The organism is Mycobacterium sp. (assembly GCF_049673265.1).
GTDB lineage: Bacteria > Actinomycetota > Actinomycetes > Mycobacteriales > Mycobacteriaceae > Mycobacterium.
Genome location: NZ_JBATXN010000249.1, coordinates 1 through 6,082, shown reverse-complemented (window position 1 = coordinate 6,082; position 6,082 = coordinate 1). Strand labels below are relative to the sequence as shown.

At 63.7% G+C, this 6,082-nt stretch carries 6 protein-coding genes; 1 reads left to right on the top strand and 5 read right to left on the bottom strand.

From position 1 onward, the window contains the following. The 4 genes from WBF82_RS08835 to WBF82_RS08820 all read right to left on the bottom strand — a co-directional run. Positions 1 to 912, bottom strand: a 912-nt coding sequence (locus WBF82_RS08835; protein ID WP_424382672.1) for a 3-oxoacid CoA-transferase, incomplete at its 3' end; no start/stop codon positions are given. Then, on the bottom strand, positions 905 to 2,026 hold the full coding sequence (locus WBF82_RS08830; protein WP_424382671.1) for a glycoside hydrolase family 76 protein: 1,122 nt from the start codon (positions 2,024 to 2,026) through the stop codon (positions 905 to 907). The genes WBF82_RS08835 and WBF82_RS08830, both read right to left, overlap by 8 nt. Positions 2,027 to 2,102: 76 nt before the next feature. Then, positions 2,103 to 2,321, bottom strand: a complete 219-nt coding sequence (locus tag WBF82_RS08825; RefSeq protein ID WP_424382670.1) for an ester cyclase — start codon at positions 2,319 to 2,321, stop codon at positions 2,103 to 2,105. A gap of 51 nt (positions 2,322 to 2,372) precedes the next feature. After that, positions 2,373 to 2,711, bottom strand: coding sequence for a hypothetical protein (locus WBF82_RS08820; RefSeq protein ID WP_424382669.1), 339 nt, complete (start codon positions 2,709 to 2,711; stop codon positions 2,373 to 2,375). 125 nt (positions 2,712 to 2,836) lie between these two features. On the opposite strand from WBF82_RS08820, the gene WBF82_RS08815 reads away from it, so the two are divergent. Continuing rightward, positions 2,837 to 3,244 (top strand): nuclear transport factor 2 family protein, encoded by a 408-nt coding sequence (locus WBF82_RS08815; protein WP_424382668.1) that lies wholly within the window; start codon positions 2,837 to 2,839, stop codon positions 3,242 to 3,244. Here WBF82_RS08815 and WBF82_RS08810 read toward each other — a convergent pair. Beyond that, a complete protein-coding gene (locus WBF82_RS08810; protein WP_424382667.1) occupies positions 3,232 to 5,868 on the bottom strand; it encodes a LuxR C-terminal-related transcriptional regulator in 2,637 nt (878 codons plus the stop codon). The genes WBF82_RS08815 and WBF82_RS08810 overlap by 13 nt on opposite strands. Between the last annotated feature and the right edge of the window lie 214 nt (positions 5,869 to 6,082).

The following is a 6,082-nucleotide window of genomic DNA, read 5'->3' as shown; positions in this document are numbered from 1 at the left end:
GATGAGATCGGGATCGACGCTGTCTTCGCGCGGGTAGGAACCGATGCCAAGCAGCCCGTTCTCCGACTGCAGCGTCACGTTGATGTTGTCGGGAATGAAGTTGGCCACCAACGTCGGGATGCCGATGCCCAGGTTCACGTAGTAGCCGTCGCGCAGTTCCTGTGCCGCCCGCTGGGCCATCCGCTCGCGAATTGGGCTGTCGTGCTTGAGCGCTGCGCCACCGCTGGTGGTGCGGAACTCGATGCGCTTCTCGTAGTTGTTACCCGCGATGATGCGGTCCACATAGATGCCGGGCGTGTGGATCAGGTCGGGGTCCAGCTCGCCGACCTCGACCAGTTCTTCCACCTCGGCCACGGTGACGGCGCCGCAGGTGGCGATCATCGGATTGAAGTTACGCGCCGTCTTGCGGTAGACGAGGTTGCCGGCTGTGTCGCCCTTCCACGCTTTGACCATCGCCACATCGGCCCGAATGCCTTCTTCCAGAACATATTCGGTGCCGTCGAAGACCCTGGTGTCTTTGCCTTCGGCAAGGTTGGTGCCGTAGGCAGTGCGGGTATAGAAGCCGGGAATGCCTGCCCCGCCGGCCCGTAACTTTTCTGCGAGCGTGCCCTGCGGCGTCAGCGCTAGGTCCAGTTCACCGGCCAGCACCTGACGCTCAAATTCCTTGTTCTCGCCGACGTAGGAGGCAACGACCTTTTTCACCTGCCGAGCCTTGAGCAGCAGGCCCATGCCGAAACCGTCTACGCCAGCGTTGTTTCCGACGATGGTGAGGTCTTTGACGCCGCTGTCCACCAGAGCCTGGATCAGATTCTCCGGGATGCCGCACAGGCCGAATCCACCGGAAGCGATCGTGATGCCGTCCTTCAGCAGCCCGTGCAGAGCCGACTCGGCGTCGGGGTGGACCTTACTCATTAATCGTCCTCTCGTTGGTGATCACTGCGTGTGCGGCCTCCATCAGCATCCAACCGGACAGCTGTACCGACAGATCGCGCTCGGGTATCTCTGAACCGGTGACCGCACCCTCGACGAACTCGGCCTGCTGGCCGCCCGACGTGGGCAAGTCGGCGGTGCGATCCCAGAACGGCCCGAACAGCGGCAGCCCCTGCACCGACTGCCGGTTGTCCCACGCCGACTGTGCCGAGGACAGCACGATTTCGCGGGCGGTTTCACGGGCCGCGGCATCCGCAGCGGATTCGCCCGGCAACGTAGTGGCCACCAAAGCCAGGTAGCGGGCGGTGATCCCGTGGAACAGGCCGCCGTCGCCACCGCCGGCGCCGCGCAGTACCCCGGCCGGCGCGATGTGCTCGTCGATGGCGGCGACCAGGCGATGTACTCGCGGCCCGTGCCGCTCATCTTTGGTGCGGGCGGCCAACTCGGTCTCCAGGCCGAGCACCACGCCCTGACAGTAGGTGTACTGCGCGCGGACCAGTGAACCCGCCTTGATGCCGTCGAACACCAGGTGTGTGTCGGGGTCGATCAGCGTTTCGTCGATCCAGTCCGCCATCTGCTGGGCCCGTCGTAACCGGTCGCCGTAGCGGGCCAGGAAGATTCCCGCCGGACCGTTGGCCGGGGCATTGAAGAATTGGTCCTGCTTGCGCCACGGGATGCCGCCGCCGTCTTCGGGCACCCACGCTTTGACGAATTGGTCGTTCAATTTGTGCAGTGCGCGTTTGCGCTCCACGCCGGCGATCCGGGCGGCCCGCTCCAGCGCCAGCGCCAGCCACGCCATGTCGTCGTAGTAGCTGTTGACCCAGGACCCGTTGTTGCGCAGCCGGTGCGAGCGAATCTGCCGGCGGATTTTGATGCGCCGCTCCGGCTGCGGGTCGCGCAACTCCGCGTCGAGAAGGCAGTCCAGCAAATGCGCCTGCCACCAGTAATGCCAGCCGCCGAACCATCGGTCGCGTCGGGTCGGCGGCCAGGCCACCACGCCGAGCTGGGTGGCGGGCAATGCCCACAGCCGTTTCAGATGCCGCCCGGTGACGGCGGCTTCCGCGCTGACCGCCCGGTTGACCCACACCTGCTCCATGGGAACTGATCCTGCCTTACCAGGCATTCGCGATGTTCCCGTGTTGGTTCATCCAGGCATGCGGCCCGGCCTTTTCTCAGCCGCCAGGTGCGGGCATGAGACCCAATTGCGCCACGATCCCGGCGAAATCCACCACCGACCAATACTCGACAATTTTCCCGTCCCGAACCCGGTGGATCGCAATCCCTTCTGTCTCAACAGATTTGTTCGTCGCTGGAATGCCAAACAGGTCTCCTGCATGGATCCCCCTGCCCCGGACGTAACTAACGAGAAGGTCGCCTTCAGCTACCTGCATGACGATCTGGTGGGTGCCCGGTTCTCCGACGCGGAAGATTTCCGCTGACTATTAAAGGCGTTCCATCGCGCGCGCCATGCTGGCGCGTTCTAAGAATGCGTAGTTCTTCGGGTAATCGCGGCGTTTCTGGCGGTCATCGTGCGGCGACACCACCAGCGCGCGCTCCATGCTTGCAAGCAGAACGCGAGTCGCCTCGGCCCACCGGCGCAAGGTCGACGGCTGCGGCCGCACAGCTGCCGCCGTGCCGAATACAACCTCTTGCTCGGTGATCAGGACCGGTGCCGGTTGCTCGATGATCTGGACCGGCGCCGGCGACACGAGTCGCTCTCGGGCCTCATCGTTGTCGACGGCCTCAGTGGAAGTGTTGAGTACGAGGTTTGGGGTGAGCATTTCAATCCTCCATCGGTGCGATCCGTTACTGGAATCGTCGATCGCGGTCGATCGATTGATGTCAGTGGCGCACTACTGATATTTCGAAGCGGTGCGGCGTGATACCACTGGTCCAGGAGGCAGCGATGGACAGCAGCCAGATGCAACAGCTGGTCGACAGCCACATGAGGGCCGAAAATCAAGGCGATATCGAGGGCGCGGTGGCCGTATACACCGATGACATCGAGCACGACGTCGTCGGATTCCCCGATAGCCCGAGCTGCGGTAAGGATGCGGCGCGAAATTTCTACGCTTACCTCACCGCCAACTTCCGCAGCGAGAGCTGGGATGTTCTGCGCCAGTACTTTGCCAACAGCGCGATGGTCCTCGAGCAGCTGATGACCGGAACGGTCATCGGATCATTGCTTGGGCTTCCGGGTAACGGACGACACATCAGTTTCCGAATGATGCATGTCTTCGAGTTCCGCGACGGCCTGATCAGCCGGGAGAGCATCTGGCTGGATACGGCCGCCGTAGTCGATCAGTTGAGTTGACGAGAGCCGTCGTCGCCAGGGCATTCCCGGCGTCGAGGCAACAGCGCCGCGAGTTCCTCGCGGTTGAGTGTGCCGGTTTTGGCCATCGCCTTATAGATGTGGCTTTCGACGGTGCGAACCGACAACGTCAGCCTCGCCGCGATATCCCGGTTGGATAGTCCTTCCCCGATAAGCATCACGATTTCTCGTTCACGGTCGGTCAGCGGCAATCGTTCGACAGCCTTACGCAGGGCGGGCGTGCTGGCGCCGCCACACTGCTCGGCCAACGCCTCGGCCTTTGCCGAGCATGCCAACGCCGATCCGCGCAACTCGTGGTGCCGGTAAGCGAGGGCTGCGTGCGCCGCCGCATCGACAGCAGCGATGAGATCACCCATATCCTCGAATTCGGCTGATACCGCGGCCAGTTGGGCACCATCGCCATCATGCAAGGCTTCAGCAAAGCGGGCTGCGACACCGACGCGCGGCCCTTCGACGATCGCTTCGAGCTCCCGCAGTCGTGCCCCGCAAGACCGCTCCCCGAACTGGGTCGCCGTTTGCAAGCACATCACTTCAGGGGCGAATTGACGGTTGTCCCTAGCTGTTTCGGCGGCAGCAAGCGCGATCACGATAGCTTCACTGACGGCGCCCTGCTCGGCGGCCACCCACGCCTTGGCGATCGCGAACTCGTAATCGAGGTATCGCCAGCTCGGATGGCGCTGCTTTTCGAGGGTGCCGATCCAGGCCGCTGCCTCATCCGTTGAGCCGCGCATCGCCAGCGCCGTCGTCAGCGGAATCTGGCATCGATAATCCCACCCGTTGGCCCTGGAAGCCTCGACGGTTTCGGTGCATTGGGTCAGCAGGGTAATCGCCGCGTCGAGCCGCCCCGAACCAAGCGCCACCCTGCCCACCGCGAGAGAACCAACTTGGAAAGACTGAAATGCTCGGAATTCGATTTGACGTTGTCGGATGGTTTCCGCCGGCCCCTCGGCATCGGCGATTTGGCCAGACAACAAGCGTGCGCCGATATGGGCGTCGGTGATGATCACGAACGAGCGAATGGGAACGGGGTAACCGGCCCGTGCCGCTGCGGCGGCTTCGTCGGCGCGGCCCGCTTCTCCGAACGCAAGGGCGAGGGCCCAGGCGGTCACACGCTGGGCGACGAGGTCGGGCAGTTCATTCCAGGTGAACTTGCCTGATGCCTCGATGGCCAAGTCCGGCTTGCCCATCGCCGCCCAGTACACCGTCAGAAACGCGTCGATACAGCTGCGAGCCTGCGGCCCCGCGACGTCGGATGCATCATCGATGAGCGTCTTTGCACCTACCGGGTCGGCGAGGGTGAACAGCCGATTGGTGGCCCGCAGAAAGGCCACCCGCCCGTATATTGCGTCGGCCAATTCGCCGGCTTGGAAGTCGGCGAGCAGAGCGTCGGCTTCCCGGCCACGACCCATACACGACAAGGCGTAGGCGCGAATCAGCTTCGCGTCCGCTGCCCCTCCGGCGAGGATTGCTGCTGCTGTGAGCCGATCGGCGAGCGGAAATTCCCACAGCCAGACCGCGCCACGGGCCGCCCGAACAAAAAGGTCCGGATCGGGCCCGAGGTCGGAGTCGAGAATCAGCGTGGCCCGGCGGACCACCATGCCGACGTCGTCATGATCGCCGGATGCGGCCAGTTCGGCGGCGACGAGTCCACGCAGCCGTCGCAGCCGGGTGGCGGCCGCGCGATTACGGCGCACCTCGCCGTATAGCGGGTGTGCCAACCTTGCCTCTACCCGATCGCCTATTTGGTCAAGAACCATGAGACCGCGTAGGTCGGCCTGTTCGACCGCGGCCGAATCCGTCATCCGGGTCAAAGACCCGAGTTCGATGGGTTCACCGACGGCGAGGGCGTCGATGACGTCGCTGACCTCGCCGGGCAGGCCGCCGACCCGTTCTTCGATCAGTTCGACCAGGCTGGGCGGTAGGACCGGATCCCCGAGCCAGCGCCAGTACCCGTCTTGCATTGTGAGCCGCTCGTCAGCAACCTCCTGCTCGACGATGTTTCGCAGATACAACGGGTTGCCGCGGGTCAACGTCCACAACCGCTCGGCGGCCTGCGGATCCAGCGGACCGCCCAGGGTTGCCGAGATGAGCTCGGTGATGTCGGATTCGGACAGCGGTTGTAGGTCAAGACGGTCGAACTGTCCGCCGTTCCATAGCTCGCGCGTCGCGGTGGGAACCGGTTGTCCTCCACGGATGGTGAGTACGACTTTCGCGGCACGGCGCTGGATGATCTGGTGCACAACGAACGTCGACAGGTCGTCGAGTAGTGCCACATCATCGACGCCCACCACCACCGTCTTGCCCGCAGACGATGAAGTCAGCGAGGCGACCACCCCGCGGATCAATTCCAGGTTGTCGTCGACGGCACGCTCTGCCCATGAGCTCAGTGCCCCTAACGGAATCGACCGTGCCGAAGACGTGCCCACTATCCAACGGACTTCACATCCCTGCGACGCGGCTGAATGGAGTGCCTCACGGGCGATTCGGCTCTTTCCCACGCCGGCGGCCCCGCAAACCACGATCCCGGACGAGTCCGAGTCGGAAATCGCGGCTTCGATAAGTCGCTGTTCCTTCGAGCGGCCGGTCAACGGCCACGTCAACCGCATCCATACAGCTTAGAAGTGGTAGCCGAGCGGCAAGGCGAAAGATCAGTATCCGTCCACTGACGTGTCTTGGCGGTACCGGAGCAACGATTGCGTCGCGGTTAGCAACCGCTAACGCACAGCTGGCTTGTTGCGAGCGAGGAGTCGTTATGACCGTCGACACGATACTTACCCGGCCCACCCGGATTTGCCCGAATGTCTTCGACGCGGGGCTGCC

What these genes read in the sequence shown, in the direction of transcription:
- WBF82_RS08830 (WP_424382671.1), bottom strand. Translation starts at nt 2,026, where the DNA reads ATGGAGCAGGTGTGGGTCAACCGGGCGGTCAGCGCGGAAGCCGCCGTC.
- WBF82_RS08825 (WP_424382670.1), bottom strand. Translation starts at nt 2,321, where the DNA reads ATGCAGGTAGCTGAAGGCGACCTTCTCGTTAGTTACGTCCGGGGCAGG.
- WBF82_RS08820 (WP_424382669.1), bottom strand. Translation starts at nt 2,711, where the DNA reads ATGCTCACCCCAAACCTCGTACTCAACACTTCCACTGAGGCCGTCGAC.
- WBF82_RS08815 (WP_424382668.1), top strand. Translation starts at nt 2,837, where the DNA reads ATGGACAGCAGCCAGATGCAACAGCTGGTCGACAGCCACATGAGGGCC.
- WBF82_RS08810 (WP_424382667.1), bottom strand. Translation starts at nt 5,868, where the DNA reads ATGCGGTTGACGTGGCCGTTGACCGGCCGCTCGAAGGAACAGCGACTT.